The following is a 16721-nucleotide window of genomic DNA, read 5'->3' as shown; positions in this document are numbered from 1 at the left end:
AGCCGTGATGTAAGGAATTTGATGAAAAACCGCTACGTAGTTGCCCAGATTTACATCCACCTCGTTGCCTTCGCTCTGGTTGCCTTCAGTGTGATCGGGTTGATCGGTTTTCTGTTCATCGAGCACTCCAGCCGCTTGAACGTGGTGCAGATTTCCGATGTGTCCCTGGCGGCATTGTTGATCTGTGCAGGCCTGCTCAGTGCCGCACACAGTCAGTATCAACTGGCTACGTTTTTCAGCAGTCTATTGATCGGTTTGTGTTTGTATACCCTTGGTCACAACGCCATGTCGGGGCTGGACGGGATTTCCCGGGTTAGCGGACTGTTGCGAATGCGCAGTCCGCTGGCGGGTCTGGTGCTTTGCATGGGCCTGGCCATGGCGTTTTCCCATCGTGGTACAGCGGGGCGCTGGTTGAGTCAAATCAGCGGATTTGTCCTGGTAATGCTGGTAGCCGTGACCTACACCAGCACCTGGTTGCCCGGCTTGGACCTCAATCACATCGGCTTCAGGCTCGAAAGCAATTACATCGCCCATCTGTTCACCCTGCTGATTGGCGTAGCGCTGATCCTGCTGCCGCGCCTTCCTGAACAGCGTGCGCAATTGCTCGACCGGCTAACCGTCAGTGCCGGCATCATCGGTGCCCTGACCACGGTTTTGACCTGGTACATGCTCAGCCAGCAACACCTGGCCAACCAGGATCCCGCCGACAGCTTTGCCGTGGAGTATTTGCCTAACCTGATTCTGGGGCTGGGGCTGATCTTCAGTTTCCTGATCATGACCAGCCAACGTCTGGCCCGGCTGGCGATCAAGCATTCCCAGCATCTGCATGCCGCCAACCAGGCGCTGCAGGCCAGTTTGCGTGAACATGCCAGCCTGCAGGCGCTGAACCTGCGCATCATGGAGTTTTCCGAAGACATCCTGTGCTCACTGGATGAACACAGTCGGTTTACCGAGCTGAGCCCTTCAACGGCCAGCGTGCTGGGTTATCGTCCGGACGAGATGATCGGTCAATCGCTGTTCGACTATCTGCTGCCCGAAGACCGGGCGTTTACCCAGATCACCCTGCAAGCCATGATCGATGGTGGCGAGCGGCATAATTTTCGCGGCAGTTGCCGACGCCAGGACGGCACTGTCGTGCACCTGCACTGGTCGGGACGCTGGTCTGCCAGCGAGCGCACGCTGTACGCCATGGCACATGACGTCACGCCGCTGGTGGACAGCGAAAGCTTCGCCAGGGAGCAGCGCGACATCCTCACCATGATCTCCACTGATCAGCCGCTGACGCAGATCCTCAACAGTGTTTGCGTGCTGGCCGAATCCCAGGCGGCGCAAAGCATGTGCTCGGTGCTGCTGGTGGACAAGGAGCAAAAACACCTGCTGCTTGGTTCGGCGGCAAGTCTGCCGCTGTCTTTTACCCGACTGCTGCATGGCATGGCCATCGGCCCCCGAGACAGCACCTGCGGCACGGCGGTGTTTCGGCGCAAGCTGGTGATCAGCGATGACATCGCCAGCGATCCGCTCTGGGAGAACCTGCACGAGGCGGCGCTGAGCAATGATCTGCATGCCTGCTGGTCGATTCCGCTGATTTCCCATCGCGGAGAAATCCTCGGCGCGTTCGCCATGTATCACCGGATTCCGCTCGCCCCGACCGCCGAGCACCTGCAACTGATCAGCACCGCCAGCCAGCTCGCGGCCCTGGCCATCGAACATCTGAATGACCGGCTGCGTTTGCAGCAGAGCGAACAGCGCTACCGCTCGCTGTTTACCTTCAACCCGGACCCGGTGTTTTCCTTCGATCTGCAAGGCCGTTTTACCAGCATGAACCAGGCCGGTTGTGAGCTGGCGGGCTACAGCGAAGAAGAGTTGCTCAACGAGCACTTGTCGCTGCTGGTCCACAATGAAGACCCGTCGAAACTCGCCGATTACATCAGCACCACCATCACCGGCGGCTCGTTGCGCGATGAAGGCCTGCTGCGCACACGCGACGGTCAATTGATCGACGTGGGCCTGACTCACCTGCCCATCGTCATCGATGAAAAGGTCGTCGGCGGCTTCGGCATCGCCAAGGATTTCAGCGAGCGCAACAGCACCCTGCGCGCCTTGCGCGAGGCGTTGCAACACTCCGAGCACCAGGCCGAACTGCTCGGCGGTCTGAGTGAGACTGCCGTGAACATCAACAGCATCATCAACAGTCACACTCACAACGATACCTTGCTCGACTACATGGCCGAACGCTTGCGTCTGTTGCTCGGCGCCCATCAGTCGGTCATCGATCTGAGCGAGACGCCAGAGGGCGCGCCGGCCATTCATTCGGTTTCGCTGTCCGAGAAATATTCCGACTGGCCTTATGAATCCATTGCTGCCGACGACCTGGATTTCAACGCCAAGATCCGTGACACCAACCAGCCGATCCTGCTGACCCGCGACGAGCTGGACAACCATTCGCGCTGGCACGCCAAAGGCGCCATGACGCGCACCTCGCCGGCCAAACGCGGCTGGCTGGCCGTGCCGCTCAAGGACCATGACGGAACCAACCTGGGTCTGTTGCAGCTCTCGGACAAGTACGAAGGCGAGTTCGACCAGGACGACCTGGCCATTGCTCAGCAGTTTGCACAAATGGCCGTGGCGGTCATGAAAAACAGTCAGCTGGTCCAGGCCGTCCTGGCCGGCGAACTGCGCTTGAAAACGCAGCTGGAATTCACTTCCGCCATCACCAACAGTGTCAGCGAAGGTTTGCTGGCGGTGGATCGCCAAGGACTGCTGACCTTCATCAATCCGACGGCAGCCGACTTGTTGAACCAGCCGGCCGAAGCGCTGGTGGGCCAGGCCCTGGAGCATTATCTGCCGCTGGCCCTCAGTGACAGCCAGCACAGCGCGCGCACCAGCAGCTACCACGGCGAAGTCAGCCGCTGGCGAGTGCCGCAGGGCGAGCGTTACCTGGCGTTCGACAGCGCACCGTTGATCAACGAGGAAGGGCCGCAAGGCTGGGTAGTGGCGCTGCGCGATGTCTCCGAACAGAAACGCTTTGAATCGGAGCTGGCCCATAACGCCAGCCACGATGTCCTGACCGGCCTGCCCAACCGCACGCTGCTGGAAGATCGCCTGATTCAGGGCTGCAAGATCAGCAACCGCTACAAACGCACCCTGGCGGTGATGTTCATCGACCTGGACGGTTTCAAGCCAATCAACGACAGCCTGGGCCACAGTATTGGCGATCTGATCCTGATCGAAGTGGCGCGGCGCATGGAACAACAGGTGCGGCCTGGCGATACCGTGGCGCGTCTGGGCGGTGACGAGTTCATTATCATTTTGCCGGACCTCGCCAAGGCCGAAGATGTCTTGCAGGTGGCCAACCGCTTGATTGAAAACATTGGTCGCGTCTACAAGATCGAGGGCACTGAACTGCAGATCACTGCCAGCATGGGCATTACCATGACCGATGGCACCATCGAGCAGCCGATGCATCTGATTCAGCAGGCGGATCTGGCGATGTACAAAGCCAAGCGTCAGGGCAAAAACAGCTATCAGTGGTACACCGAAGACCTCAATCAGAAAGTCAGCGAGCGGGTTTATCTACGCAACGAACTGCAAAAAGCGATCGAAGCCCAGACCTTGCAGCTCTACTACCAACCGCAGATCGACGCGCGCAGCGGCCGGGTGACCGGCTATGAAGCGCTGATGCGCTGGCAGCATGCCGAGCATGGTTTCATCCCGCCCATCCAGTTCATTCCCGTCGCCGAAGACACCGGCCAGATCATTCCCATGAGCGAATGGGCGCTCATTACCGCCTGCCAGCACGCACGCTTGCTATTCGATCAGGGCTGGAAGAATCAGGTCATGGCGGTGAACATTTCCCCGCTGCAATTCCAGCGGGCGAACTTCATCGACTTTGTGCAAACCACTCTGAAAAACACCGGTTTACCCGCCGAACTGCTGGAACTGGAGATCACCGAGTCGGTGCTGATGGACAACGCCGAGAAGGCCATTCAGACCCTGCAAGCGCTGAAGAAAATCGGTGTGCACATCGCCATCGATGACTTCGGCACCGGGTTTTCCAGCCTCAATTACCTCAAGCGCCTGCCCATCGACAAGGTCAAGATTGATCGCTCGTTCGTCCAGGAAATCATCAGCGACCGCAACGACGCAGCGATTACCCAGGGCATCATTTCCATGGCCCACCACTTGGGATTGAAGGTGATTGCCGAAGGCGTGGAAAACGAACCGCAGTTCGATTTCCTGAAGAAGAACCAGTGCGACGCGTTCCAGGGCTATTACTTCGCCAAACCGATGCCGCTCAAGGACCTGGAACAATTCCTCCACGAGCAGCAGCAACTCCTCCAACTGCAACGTCCGGCCCAGGGCATCAATGCCGGCGAGCAAACCCTGCTGCTGCTTGATGACGAAGAGAACATCCTGCGCGCCTTGAGCCGCGTGCTGCGCCGTGACGGCTACCAGATCCTGACCGCCAGAAACGCCGCCGATGCCTTTGCCTTGCTGGCCAAGCATGACGTGCACGTGATCCTGTCCGACCAGCGCATGCCGGAAATGAACGGCACCGAATTCCTCAGCCGGGTCAAGGATCTGTACCCCGAAACCGTACGCATTGTGTTGTCAGGCTACACCGACCTGAAATCAGTGACCGACGCGATTAACCAGGGAGCGATCTACAAATTCCTCACCAAGCCATGGGACGACAAGGAACTGCGCATGACCATCGCCCAGGCGTTTCAACACCATGATCTGATTATGAAAAAGGATGAAAGTCCGGTCGTGGGCGAGCTCAAGGAAGTTTGACCAAACAGGTAGGAGATTCCGTTGCGGCATCACGTTGGAGGCTTGCCCGCGAAGAACGATGACGCGGTAGATCTGGGCCATCGAGGCGCCTGATTCGCGGGCAAGCCTCGCTCCAACGGATCTGCACGTACAGCCGATGCATTTGCGTCTACTGGAATGCCGTCTTCCCGGCTAAAGCCGGTCCCACAGTGGGACCGGCTTTAGCCGGGAAGGCGTCGGTTCAGACAATACGTCTGGCGCCTGGCGGTTGCCCCCCGACATAGAATCTCCAACAGCGCGCTCATGGCATCTCTTTCAAAGCAGAAAATATAATTCCCGTTACACTAAATTATTCCTCAAGCCTGGCCGATAGTATTACAGGGTGCCCGGACTCTTTTGCAGTCGCGCCCCCGTTGATAAGCCAGTCTACTTGTTAACGAACGACGCACGGATTGCATTTCGTTGTCTTCCAATGAGAATAATCATGTACCTGAGAAATATAAATATCGCACCGCGGGCGTTTCTGGGATTTGCGTTTATCGCCTTATTGGTCATTGCTCTGGGTTTCTTTGCCCTCAATCGGATGTCTGTCATTCGTCAGGCGACTATTCAAATGGAGACCAATAGCCTGCCCAGCGTAGGCTATCTCGGGGACATCACGGAAAACGTGCTGCGTTTGCGCATTACTTCCTTCCGTATCTTGATCAATCGTGAGCCCGCCCTATTAAAGGGTACCGACGATCGAATGCGTGAACTTGCCGGCAAGGTTCAGCAAGCCAAGAGCAACTACGCGGCACTGCCTTCTGAAGGCGAAGAACTTGATTTATATAAACAATTCGACGCCACGCTGGACAAGTACCTGGTCGCTCAAAACGAGGCGCTAGAGCTGTCGCGGCAAGATAAAGTCGACGAGATGCGGACACTGATCAACAGCCGGATGAAAGACGCTTCGGACTTGATGGGTGATCAACTCAGGAAACTGGTGGCTATTAACAAGACTAATGCCAGCGCGGATTCAAAAATTGCCGGCGAACAATACAGCGGAGCGGCCCAGGCGATCATTGCCGTGGCAGTCGTGGCGGCACTGTTGACCGTGCTGCTGGCCTGGCTGTTGACCCGCAGCATCGTGACGCCTCTGAACCGGGCGGTGCGCGCGGCACAGGAGATTGCCGGGGGCAATCTCACCATGCCTATCGAGGTCGATGGCAAGGATGAATCCGCCCGTTTACTTGAAGCACTGGCAATCATGCAGCGCAACCTGCGCCAGACCATTGAACAAATTTCTGGATCTGCCACGCAACTGGCATCGGCGGCCGAAGAGTTGAGCGCTGTCACCGAGGAGTCCTCACGGGGACTGCAGCAGCAAAATAGCGAAATCGAACAGGCTGCCACCGCAGTCAACGAAATGACCGCCGCAGTGGAAGAAGTCGCACGCAACGCGGTCTCTACCTCCGAGGCTTCCCAGGCGTCGAATCAGACCGCGCGCCAGGGCCGCGATAAAGTGCTCGAAACTGTCAAGGCCATTCAGGCCATGACTCAGGATGTGCAAACCACTTCCAATCTGGTCGAAGGCCTGGCCGAGCAGGGTCGTGATATCGGCAAGGTGCTGGACGTGATCCGCTCCATCGCCGAGCAGACCAACCTGCTGGCCCTGAACGCGGCCATTGAAGCGGCGCGGGCAGGCGAAGCGGGACGAGGGTTTGCGGTAGTGGCTGACGAAGTTCGCGCCCTGGCGCACCGCACCGCTCAATCCACCCAGGAAATCGAGCAGATGGTGGCCGGGATTCAAAGCGGTACAGGCAATGCGGTGCAGTCCATGGCGCTCAACACCAATCGTACGCAGTCGACCCTCGAACTGGCGCGCGCTGCTGGCGATGCGCTGGAGCAGATCACTGAAGCCATTTCGCAGATCAACGAACGCAACCTGGTGATCGCCAGTGCGTCAGAAGAACAGGCTCAGGTTTCCAGGGAAGTGGACCGCAATCTGGTCAACATCCGCGATCTGGCGACCCAGTCGGCCACTGGCGCCAACCAGACCAGCGCGGCCAGCCATGAATTGTCGCGACTGGCAGTGGACCTGAACGCAATGGTGGCGCGATTCGTGGTTTGACCTGGCGCAAACCTGTACAGACTGTGTAGGAGGGGACTTGTCCCCGAGGCGTCGGCTGGGCCGGCAGCATTTCGCCTGACCCAGCCCGGTGTCTATGCCACCGCCTTCCCGCACAAGTCCGGCCCTACCTGATGTGGGCAATACCGGTAGGCAGGGCATCTTCCAGCCAGGCCTCGAACTGACTGGCCGGCATCGGCCGGCTGATCAGGTAGCCTTGGCCAGTATCGCAGCCGGCTCCTTGCAGGAACGCCAGTTGCTCGGGCGTTTCGATGCCTTCTGCGGTGACGGTGAAACCCAGGGCGTGACCCAGGTCGATGATTGCCCGGGTGATCGCGATGTAGCCTGCGCCATGGGGCAGATCCGAGATGAAGGTCCGGTCGATTTTCAGATTGTCGATGGGCAAGTTTTTCAGATAGGCCAGCGACGAATAGCCGGTACCGAAATCATCGACCGCCACCGTCAGCCCCATGGCCTGTAAACGACCCAGAACGTCTTGCGCCAACTCCTGACGCTCCATGACCAGGCTTTCCGTGACTTCGATTTCCAGCGCCTGAGGCGCAAGGTCATGGCGCTGCAAAGCCTGCTTTACGGTTTCCACGAAGTCACTGCGCTCAATCTGCAACACCGCCACGTTGACGGCGATACGCAGGTTGAAGCACCCGCTATCGCGCCAGCGTCGGGCCTGGCTGCACACCTGATCGAGCACCCATTCGCCAATCGGAATGATCAGCCCGGTGCGCTCGGCCAGCGGGATGAAATCCGCCGGCGAAATCAGACCCAGCTCGGGGTTGCGCCAGCGAATCAATGCTTCTGCGCCATCCAGAGCGCCAGTCGCCAGATCGAGCTTGGGTTGATACCAGATCTCGAACTCGTTGTACTCCAGGGCGTGACGCAACGCCCTCTCCAGGGAAACGCGGGCCTGGATGAGCGTAGTCATCTGCGCCTCATAGAACCGGTAGTCGTTGCGGCCGGACTCCTTGGCCGCATACATCGCCGTATCCGCCTGGGTCAGCAGGCCTTGCGCGGTGACCCCATGCTGCGGGCCCATGGCCACGCCGATACTTGCCGTCACCAATGCGGCGGTGCCTTGCAAGTCAAACGACTGATGCAGCGCCTGCAACAGCGTTTGCACCACTGGAATGGCATCGGTTGCGCTGTGCAGGTCATAGAGGATGAACGCGAACTCGTCACCGCCCAGGCGGGCCACGATGTCTGCGGGCCTGACGGCGTCGAGAAAACGCTGTGTCGCCTGCTGCAACAGCAGGTCGCCCATGGGATGACCCAGACTGTCGTTGACCAGCTTGAAGCCATCAAGATCCAGAATGAGCACGGCGAGGCTGGTGTCCGCCTGGATCGCCCGCTCAATGGCCTGGGCCAGGGACTTGTAAAACAAGACCCTGTTGGGAAGGTTTGTCACCGAATCGAAATGGGCCAGCCGCTCAAGCTCCTGCTTGGCTTTCTTGCGCTCGGAGATATCGCGCACGATGGCGTAAGTGACGTGCTCATGCGCCAGTTGCAGCGCACACAGTGTCACTTCAGCCGGAAAAACACTGCCGTCGGCGCGCTTGTGCAGCCATTCAAAGCGCAGCGCCTGCGCGTTATGCGCCTGCTCCAGCAAGACAGGCACTCTGTCTGCCGACCGTTGGCCGTCAGCCTGAAATTCCGGGGAGATGTCGAGTACGGTGAGGTCCTGAATGGATTCACGATCAAAACCCAGCGTCCGCAAAGCGGCAGAGTTGGCAAGATTAATCAGGCCACCGTTGCCGACAATCCAGATGGGATCGGGCGAACGCTCGAACAACGCGCGAAAGCGGTCTTCGCTCTGCACAAGCGACGAGGTGATGCTCTGGCGCTCGGTGATTTCTTCCCACAGTTCTATATTGCGTCGGCGAATCAAGCGGTGGCTCAAGCTCACCTGCAAGGCAAACAGGCTCAGCACAAGCGTGCCGCCCAAGGCCATGATGAACAGCGAGGAATCCAGCAGCGAGATCGACGGCCACCCTTCAATGGGCCGACCAGCCAATTGCCAGCTTCCACCTGGGATATTCACCGGGACCAGAATGGGTTGTCCCTTGAACAGGGCCGGGTCGCCGTGAATGATGTCGCCCGCCTCACCCAGCCCGTCGTGACCCCGCAGCGCCAGCGCCAGCCCGTTGTTTTCGCTGATACCGCCGGCCAGCAAGAGCCGATCAATATCGGCGACCACCGAAATGCTGCCCCAATACAGATCGCGCCCTGTATGGCCTGACAGGAAAACCGGACGCCGATAAATCAGCGCTCGTCCGCCTTGATAAAGGGGCAAAGGCCCTGCAATCAACGCAGATCTGGCCAGTCGGGCTTTCTGCAAAAGAGGGTATTGATCCGCCAGGGTTCGATAATCCAGGCGAACCACACTTTCATTGCCCTCCAGGGGATATACATCACTGACGATGTCATTGGGGGCCAGGACGACATGCCGGATATAAGGCACCGAATCAATTGCGCTCTGAGCCATGCTGCGTAAATGCGTCGACGAAATAAACCCATCGGCGCTCAACAGTTGGGCAATACCTTCGGTCTCGCTGAAAGCGGAACGAATATGTTTTTCCAGTTGCGCGCCAACTCCGCTGAGTTTCAGCGCGACTCTGGCGCGCTCACTGTTTTTTTGCCGCTCGTTATCGAGCCGTCCCACGCCGTAGGAAAGCATCACGCCAATAAGCAAAACGCCAACGGGCAATAAACAGGTGCTATAGAAGCGAGCAACATATCGTGCAGTCAACGGGGCATTATTCACACAACTACTCATTTATGCCTTGCGGGGATCAATCAGACTTTCAGCACGGTACGATGCCATTGCAGGCTTGCCTGCCGGGATCTGCCAAACCGCACCCATGATGCCATCTTCGCGCAACATTCAGCAGTGCACACGACACACGGCGTATCGGCGGCGCCTGGCACCATTGCTGAGCACTGAAGCGTTGCAACTATCAATTTGAGCAATGATTGGTACCAATCGCATTGACTTCTTAATAAATCCCAGCGGCGTAGCATTGCCTCCATACCGAGTTAACACCCCATTATTCGATCTGGAGCAACTACCATGAAAACTTCAAAACTGATCTTCGGCCTGGCTTTCTCTGTATTGGCTTCCAGCGCTTTCGCCCTGCCAGCCGTGAATAGCCACGAACAACTGAACGCAACTGTGATCGCTGCTGATGGTGCCGATCGCGTCGGTGCAAACCGCGTAGCCGCTGATGGTGCCGACCGCGTTGGTGCAAACCGCGTCGCTGCTGATGGTGCTGACCGTGTTGGTGCAAACCGCGTCGCTGCTGATGGTGCTGACCGTGTTGGTGCAAACCGCGTAGCTGCTGATGGTGCTGATCGTGTTGGTGCAAACCGCGTAGCTGCTGATGGTGCTGATCGTGTTGGTGCAAACCGCGTAGCTGCTGATGGCGCTGACCGTGTTGGTGCAAACCGCGTAGCTGCTGATGGCGCTGATCACGTTGGTGCAAACCGCCTGAGCTGATCCCTTCCCTGCTCTTCTCCAGCCCGGCTTTTGCCGGGCTTAATTGTTTTTGGCATTAAGTTTTTCCTGACCGCTTAATACTGTTTCATAAAGTTAACAGTTATCTCATTCCATCAACGCTTCGGCCAGACGCCCCGAAATAAGCGCCCCCAAGGACTTTCTGACCGTCCTGTCTTCATCATAAAAACCCCATCACATGCGCATAAATGCCAATAACTTGGCGTTAATATACAATCCTTGTAAACAGTCAATAAAACGACTATTCCTGAATTCCAGTAAGCCATCAAGTCTTGAATACCAGCATCGAGGGTCATATCGACTGGTGTTTCAACAAGGACAACGGCTGATCTTGATAAAGGAATATTGGGATGCAATTGACTCGACGTACTGTCCTGGCTGGACTGGCAATCACCAGTGCTTTGGTACCTGCGGGATATTTTGGGGGCCGCAAGGTCCATGCTTATCTTGAAAAACACGACGGAACACCACCCCAGCCACGAGTCGAGCCGGCAGATCTCTCTATTCAACGTCTGAGTAGCCGTCTGCGTGGCATATGGGCGGTAAAAATCACCGGCGACGCCGAAGGTTTGTACGGTTTGCCCGCCGATGGGCTGGAGCTGCTCCTCGACTCGGCAGAACGTGGCCGGGCGTTGCGGGGTTTCATCGACACGCCGGATAATCTCCGGACCCCGGCGCTTCCTCGATACAAAGTCATCGGCGACCTGGTGGGCGCCTCACCCACACTCATTCGCTGGCGACTTCTGGACCGGGACTCGGCGCGTTATGCGCCGCGCTATGAATTCACGGTCACCCTCGATGAGGCGCAGGCCACACTGGATGCCATGGGAACAGACGTTCTTGCCGGATCCATTCAGCCCGTCGATCCCCAGACAGGCGTAACGGGCCCGAAGCTGGGCTTCATGGCGCTCAAACGCGCTTTCCCCAAAGCTCATTATCGGATTGCCACCAGCCCTGAATTTGTTGCCTGGGCAACGGCACCGGAAAACCGCTTGTACCATCAGCTGTGGCACGCTTCCCGGGACCTCTGGCACGAATTGTCCGAAACGCGCCGCAATGCATTGCGCGGTTTAGGCTGGCAGCCCGGTCCACTGGGCGCGGAACGCCATGCTCGGGGGCGGAATATGGATCGCAATGGATCGGGGGTCGACTTTTTCTACATGCATCGGCACATGCTCACCATTGCCCGCCCCTTGAACGCGCCTCCCGCATGGCGTCACTTTCCTCTGCCCCAGCCAGCGGCAGATCAGGATTGGGCAGGCTTTGCCCGCTACTTCGAGAACGTCGACGGCTGCTCGGTCCCGCCAACATGGCTGACGCCTTCGGATGAGAAATTCACCGAAGGGGTCGAACTGATCAAAAGTCCGGAAACCTTTCATACCAACTTTCAGATGTGGGATTCCCGTTATCGCGATGCCGACTATTTATCCCGCGTGACGTTGGGGCAATTCGGTACGGAGCTGGAACTGGGTTTACATGACTGGCTGCATATACGCTGGGCGAGCATCCCACGTGATCCGGTCAATGGCAGTCCAGTGCCCGCCGGCCGGGAACCGGCGGACTTTTCGCACCGGTGGTTTACGCCAGAATACGACTGCCTCGTCGATTCGTTTTCATCCCACGTCAATCCGTTGTTCTGGTGTTTCCATGGCTGGATCGACGAGCGTCTGGAAGACTGGTTCGATGCCCATCAGCGCGTTCATCCGGGGCAGATCGTGCGGCGTCGCTTGATGGGTGTCGACTGGTTTGAGCCCGGTCCATGGGTTGAAATCGACGAACCCTGGATGGGACCGCTGACCCATGGCTGCTTCTCGCAGCCGGGCGTGACTGCCATCAAGCCGCTGGAGAAAGACATCGATATCATGAAGCTGGCGCTGGAAATTGCCTGCAATAGCGACGATGACCTTGCGCAGGCATTGCACAGGGCACCCAGCCGCTCACCCTATGCGCGCAACCTGCCCGTCCGCACTCATGTGGGCAAAGCCTGAGGCAGCTGATCGGAGCCTGAAACCCCAGGCTGCCGACCCCCTGATAGGCCGATAAGACCAGCCGGTCACTTTTTGATAATTCCCCGTTCAGCTATTTCATTCTCCGCCGATAGGTTGAACAAGTGTTTGCCCTGCTGGCTTAAAAAAACAACCTTCCAGCTGCCCATTAGAAAAAATAGACATTCCTGGAGGAAGTCGATGAATAGCTGGTTCGCTAATGTCAGCGTCAATATGAAGTTGGCCTTGGGATTCGGTCTTGTACTCTTTTTTACTGCCATCCTCGCTTTGACTGGCTGGAACAGTCTGAGCAAACTCATTGATCGCAGTAACTGGATGAGTGACATCACCACGCTCAACGCCCAGCTGACCAAGTTGCGGGTGGCGCGCCTGCAATACATGGTGGCTGACGGCGACGATACCGTTGCCCAGACCGTGCAGGTTGCGCTGGACGGCTTCAAGGCCCAGCAGCAAAAACTGCTCAAAAGCTTCAAAAGTCCTGAGAACGTCAAACTCCTGGAACAGCTGAGCACGGTCATTGCCGAGTATGAAAAGTCTCTGAACACCATGCGCAATGGCTACAAGACCATTAACACCGTACGCGCCGATATGGGCGCCAACGCCGAAAATGCTTCGGCGCTGATTGCGCAGATCAATGGTGATGTCTTGAAGTTGCCCGTCGATGACGAGCGACGCTTCGATCAGTATCAAACCATCATCAAGGCCAAGGAAGACTTGATGCTGGCGCGCTACGAAACGCGCGGTTATACCGGTAATGCCACCACCGAAAACGAGCAAAAGGCAATCGGCCAGCTCAACACCGCCGTGCAAGGCCTGCAGCAGCTCAACACGATGTTCAGCGGCAGCCAGGCTGATCGCGTCAAGCAGCTGGAGACCGCACTGACGAATTACCGCAAGGCCCTGCAAGCCTTCAAGGCGGCGACCAATGACGTCGCCACAGCGCGCAAGGAAATGACCGCTCAAGGTCAAACCATCGTCCAGCTCAGCGACGACATGTACAAAATCCAGCTGGATCGTCGAGACAGCGAAAGTGTCGATGCACGCAACATGCAGCTCATCTGCACCTTGCTGGCGTTGGTCCTTGGCGTTCTGGCTGCCGTGATCATCACTCGGCAGATCACCCGTCCGTTGCGCGAAACCCTGGCAGTCGTGGAGCGTATCGCTTCTGGCGACCTGACGCAGACCATGGCCGTGACCCGTCGCGACGAACTGGGTGTGCTGCAACAAGGCATCCAGCGCATGGGCAGCACCTTGCGTGACTTGATCGGCGGCATTCGCGACAGTGTGGTGCAAATTGCCAGCGCCGCCGAAGAATTGTCAGCCGTCACCGAACAAACCAGCGCCGGCGTCAACAGCCAGAAGGTCGAGACCGATCAGGTGGCCACCGCCATGCACGAGATGTCGGCCACGGTGGCCGAAGTCGCCCGCAACGCCGAGCAAGCCTCCGAAGCTGCTTCCACCGCCGATAAAGAAGCCCGCGCCGGCGACAAGGTGGTGGGCGAAGCCATCGTCCAGATCGAGCGTCTGGCCGCTGAAGTGTTGCGCTCTACCGACGCCATGACCTTGCTGGAACAGGAAAGCGACAAGATCGGCAAAGTCATGGACGTGATCAAGGCCGTAGCCGAACAGACCAACTTGCTGGCCCTCAACGCCGCCATTGAAGCGGCACGGGCCGGTGAAGCCGGGCGTGGGTTCGCCGTGGTCGCCGATGAAGTGCGTGGCCTGGCGCAACGCACTCAGAAATCCACTGAAGAAATCGAATCCCTGGTCGCCGGTTTGCAGAACGGCACACGCCAGGTGTCGAGCATCATGCTCAGCAGCCGCGAGCTGACCAACAGCAGCGTGATGCTGACCCGCAAGGCCGGCACTTCGCTGGAAAGCATCACCCTGACCGTGTCCAACATTCAGGCGATGAACCAGCAGATCGCCGCCGCCGCTGAAGAACAAAGCGCCGTGGCCGAGGAAATCAGCCGCAGCATCATCAGCGTGCGCGACGTCTCCGAGCAGACCGCATCGGCCAGCGAAGAAACCGCCGCCTCCAGCGTCGAGCTCGCGCGCTTGGGTGGCCAGCTGCAAACGATGGTCAGTCACTTCAAAGTCTAACTGTCAGAGCTTTCCAAGGCGCAATAAGATCAAGCCCGGCTAACTAGCCGGGCTTGATCGTTTCAGCCGCACGTATTTGCAAGATCCTCTGCCCGCCCTCTCTTCTATAGACTGAATCAGAAAAATGATGGCTTATCGCCATGTTTTTTGATATTCATACATTCATCTATATCAATCTAGACTCAAACTAACGCCCCCTCTAACAGCACTTAGCCGTGTCAGTCACTCACTGGCGCTGCTTCCTCAGCTTCAGCTCTGGCTGGAAAATCCAAGGAGAGTCATGAATACGTGGTTTGCAAATATCAGCGTCAAAATGAAACTGGCGCTGGGTTTCGGCGTAGTACTGGCTCTTACAGCCCTGCTTGCAGTCACTGGCTGGAGCAGCGTGAGCAAGCTGATTGAGCGCAGTGACAGAATGGTCGACATCACCCAACTCAACGCATTGCTGGACGATGTGAATTCAGCCCGCTTGCAGTACGTGGTGGATAACGGCGACGAGAAGAGCGCAGACACAGCACAAGCCGCGCTGAATCGATTCGATGCGCAGCAAAAGAGACTGTCGAGCGTTTTCCTCAGCCCTATCAACCTCGGCAACCTGCAGAAGATCAACAGCCTGACCGCCGACTATCAAAAGTCGCTGAGCAAGATGCGCGAGGCGTACAAAACCGATGCCACCGTACGCAAGGAAATGGGCGTGTATGCCGTCAAAGGCGCCGAGCTGATTGGGCAAATCATGGATGACGTCATGAAGATGCCAGCGTCCGATGAACGATTCCAGGCCTATCAAGACATCATGAAGGCCAAGGAAAACCTGGCCCTGGTGCGCTATGAAGTCCGCGGTTATACCGGCAACGCCACGGCCGCTACCCAGGAAAAAGCCACGCGCCAGCTTGAGACCGCACTCAAGGGCATGGAGCAGCTCAACGCTACATTCGGTGCCGAACATGGCGACAAACTCAAGCAACTTGAAACTGCGTTGATTGGCTACCGTGCCGCCGTGCAGCGCTTTACCGCTGCAAACGCGGATGTGGTCAACGCTAGCAAGGAAACCTTTGATCAAGGGCGTGCGATCACTCAAGTAAGTGACACCATGTACCAGTTCCAGCTCAACGCGCGGGAACAAAACGCCAGTCAGGCGCGCACCCTGCAAATCACTTGCACGCTGCTGGCCCTGGTGTTGGGCATCCTGGCGGCGGCGGTCATTACGCGACAAATCACCCGCCCGCTGCAGGACACGCTTAATGTTGTAGAGCGCATTGCATCCGGCGATCTCACCCACACGATGACCGTGACCCGTCGCGACGAGCTGGGCGTGCTGCAACAAGGCATCCAGCGCATGGGCAGCACCTTGCGCGACTTGATCGGCGGCATTCGCGACAGCGTGGTGCAAATTGCCAGCGCCGCCGAAGAACTGTCGGCCGTCACCGAACAGACCAGCGCTGGCGTCAACAGCCAGAAGGTCGAGACCGATCAGGTGGCCACCGCCATGCACGAGATGTCGGCGACGGTTGCCGAAGTCGCCCGCAACGCCGAGCAAGCCTCCGAAGCTGCTTCCACCGCCGATAAAGAAGCCCGCGCCGGCGACAAGGTGGTGGGCGAAGCCATCGTCCAGATCGAGCGTCTGGCCGCTGAAGTGTTGCGCTCTACCGACGCCATGACCTTGCTGGAACAGGAAAGCGACAAGATCGGCAAAGTCATGGACGTGATCAAGGCCGTAGCCGAACAGACCAACTTGCTGGCCCTCAACGCCGCCATTGAAGCGGCACGGGCCGGTGAAGCCGGGCGTGGGTTCGCCGTGGTCGCCGATGAAGTGCGTGGCCTGGCGCAACGCACTCAGAAATCCACCGAAGAAATCGAGGCCCTGGTCGCCGGTTTGCAGAACGGCACGCGCCAGGTGTCGAGCATCATGCTCAGCAGCCGCGAGCTGACCAACAGCAGCGTGATGCTGACCCGCAAGGCCGGCACTTCGCTGGAAAGCATCACCCTGACCGTGTCCAACATTCAGGCGATGAACCAGCAGATCGCCGCCGCCGCTGAAGAACAAAGCGCCGTGGCCGAGGAAATCAGCCGCAGCATCATCAGCGTGCGCGACGTCTCCGAGCAGACCGCATCGGCCAGCGAAGAAACCGCCGCCTCCAGCGTCGAGCTCGCGCGCTTGGGTGGCCAGCTGCAAACGATGGTCAGTCACTTCAAGATCTGATTTTAG

General features: G+C 58.1%; 7 protein-coding genes and 2 pseudogenes. 8 read left to right on the top strand and 1 reads right to left on the bottom strand.

What is annotated here, in order from left to right; genetic code table 11:
• Nucleotides 1-21: 21 nt before the first annotated feature.
• Nucleotides 22-4794, top strand: a complete 4773-nt coding sequence (locus ACP7E4_RS18345; RefSeq protein WP_426116453.1) for an EAL domain-containing protein — start codon at nucleotides 22-24, stop codon at nucleotides 4792-4794.
• A 463-nt stretch (nucleotides 4795-5257) separates the two neighbouring features.
• The gene (locus ACP7E4_RS18340) at nucleotides 5258-6883 is read left to right on the top strand and encodes a methyl-accepting chemotaxis protein (protein ID WP_426116451.1); all 1626 of its coding nucleotides are present in this window, start codon (nucleotides 5258-5260) and stop codon (nucleotides 6881-6883) included.
• A 124-nt stretch (nucleotides 6884-7007) separates the two neighbouring features.
• On the opposite strand, the gene ACP7E4_RS18335 is transcribed toward ACP7E4_RS18340, so the two are convergent.
• Nucleotides 7008-9656, bottom strand: coding sequence for a bifunctional diguanylate cyclase/phosphodiesterase (locus ACP7E4_RS18335; protein ID WP_426116449.1), 2649 nt, complete (start codon nucleotides 9654-9656; stop codon nucleotides 7008-7010).
• A 306-nt stretch (nucleotides 9657-9962) separates the two neighbouring features.
• On the opposite strand from ACP7E4_RS18335, the gene ACP7E4_RS18330 reads away from it, so the two are divergent.
• The 6 genes and pseudogenes from ACP7E4_RS18330 to ACP7E4_RS18305 all read left to right on the top strand — a co-directional run bounded on the left by ACP7E4_RS18330 (nucleotide 9963) and on the right by ACP7E4_RS18305 (nucleotide 16715).
• On the top strand, nucleotides 9963-10388 hold the full coding sequence (locus ACP7E4_RS18330) for a hypothetical protein (RefSeq protein ID WP_426116447.1): 426 nt from the start codon (nucleotides 9963-9965) through the stop codon (nucleotides 10386-10388).
• Between the two features lie 368 nt (nucleotides 10389-10756).
• Nucleotides 10757-12394 (top strand): PvdJ/PvdD/PvdP-like protein, encoded by a 1638-nt coding sequence (locus tag ACP7E4_RS18325; RefSeq protein ID WP_426116445.1) that lies wholly within the window; start codon nucleotides 10757-10759, stop codon nucleotides 12392-12394.
• Between the two features lie 198 nt (nucleotides 12395-12592).
• Nucleotides 12593-13612 (top strand): annotated as a pseudogene (locus ACP7E4_RS18320) (methyl-accepting chemotaxis protein); the annotation flags it as partial.
• Entirely contained in the window at nucleotides 13598-14515 is a 918-nt protein-coding gene (locus ACP7E4_RS18315) for a methyl-accepting chemotaxis protein (RefSeq protein WP_426116503.1), read from the top strand. The pseudogene ACP7E4_RS18320 and the gene ACP7E4_RS18315, both read left to right, overlap by 15 nt.
• 280 nt (nucleotides 14516-14795) lie before the next feature.
• Nucleotides 14796-15812 (top strand): annotated as a pseudogene (locus tag ACP7E4_RS18310) (methyl-accepting chemotaxis protein); the annotation flags it as partial.
• Nucleotides 15798-16715 carry a methyl-accepting chemotaxis protein gene (locus tag ACP7E4_RS18305; RefSeq protein ID WP_426116501.1) on the top strand — a complete coding sequence of 306 codons (918 nt, stop codon included), beginning with the start codon at nucleotides 15798-15800 and terminating at the stop codon, nucleotides 16713-16715. The pseudogene ACP7E4_RS18310 and the gene ACP7E4_RS18305, both read left to right, overlap by 15 nt.
• Nucleotides 16716-16721: the final 6 nt, after the last annotated feature.

This window comes from Pseudomonas sp. DSP3-2-3, from assembly GCF_049898225.1.
In the GTDB taxonomy this organism is placed as follows: Bacteria; Pseudomonadota; Gammaproteobacteria; order Pseudomonadales; family Pseudomonadaceae; genus Aquipseudomonas.
This window is presented reverse-complemented; position numbering and strand designations above follow the sequence as displayed.

Excerpts from the sequence above, each read along its gene's own strand:
- ACP7E4_RS18340 (WP_426116451.1), top strand. The coding sequence starts at position 5,258 with ATGTACCTGAGAAATATAAATATCGCACCGCGGGCGTTTCTGGGATTT.
- ACP7E4_RS18330 (WP_426116447.1), top strand. The coding sequence starts at position 9,963 with ATGAAAACTTCAAAACTGATCTTCGGCCTGGCTTTCTCTGTATTGGCT.
- ACP7E4_RS18325 (WP_426116445.1), top strand. The coding sequence starts at position 10,757 with ATGCAATTGACTCGACGTACTGTCCTGGCTGGACTGGCAATCACCAGT.
- ACP7E4_RS18315 (WP_426116503.1), top strand. The coding sequence starts at position 13,598 with ATGGCCGTGACCCGTCGCGACGAACTGGGTGTGCTGCAACAAGGCATC.
- ACP7E4_RS18345 (WP_426116453.1), top strand. The coding sequence starts at position 22 with ATGAAAAACCGCTACGTAGTTGCCCAGATTTACATCCACCTCGTTGCC.
- ACP7E4_RS18305 (WP_426116501.1), top strand. The coding sequence starts at position 15,798 with ATGACCGTGACCCGTCGCGACGAGCTGGGCGTGCTGCAACAAGGCATC.